The 592-nt window shown below is 72.0% G+C and carries 1 protein-coding gene; it reads left to right on the top strand.

Annotated elements, in window-relative coordinates; translation table 11 throughout:
• Positions 1-15 precede the first annotated feature (15 nt).
• The coding region (locus tag ABTU92_RS29365) for a phage tail tape measure protein (protein ID WP_408095081.1) at positions 16-592 on the top strand (577 nt) is incomplete at its 3' end.

The following is a 592-nucleotide window of genomic DNA, read 5'->3' as shown; positions in this document are numbered from 1 at the left end:
CGCCAGGCGCGGTCGATGCACGGCACCCGCAATCTCGGGCGCTACAATCTCCTGAATCCTCCGGCCGGGAACGCGAGCCGGGCGGCCGGGGCCGGCCTGCTCGCCACCGGAGCCAAGGGGCTCGCCGTGGTGGGGGGCGGCTATCTGGCGGCCCGGACGGCGGGCCAGGGCTTCAAGGACTATGCCGACGTCGAGCGCCGGCTCACCCGCATCATGATCACGGCCGAGGCGACGCGCCGCGAGATGGACGGTGTGCTCGGCGACCTGGAGGGCCTCGCCAACCGGACCGCGACGCCGCTCGACAAGGTCGTCGGCGGCCTTGACACGCTGGTCCAGCAGGGCCGCAACCTGAAGGACAGCCTCGCCTTTCTGCCTGCCGTGGTGCGCTCCGCCCAGGCGTCGGGCGCCGAGGTCGACGACATCGCCAAGACGGCCGACGCGATCTCGACGCACCTGAAGGTCGGTGCGAGCGAGATGCAGACCGCCTTCGACATCCTGCAGGCGGGCGGCAAGGCGGGGCAGTTCGAGCTGAAGGACATGGCCCGGTACCTGCCGTCGATGCTGCCGGCCGCCAAGGCGCTCGGCATCACCG

The sequence above is a fragment of the Rhodoplanes sp. SY1 genome (assembly GCF_046000175.1).
Taxonomy (GTDB): domain Bacteria; phylum Pseudomonadota; class Alphaproteobacteria; order Rhizobiales; family Xanthobacteraceae; genus Rhodoplanes.
This window is presented reverse-complemented; position numbering and strand designations above follow the sequence as displayed.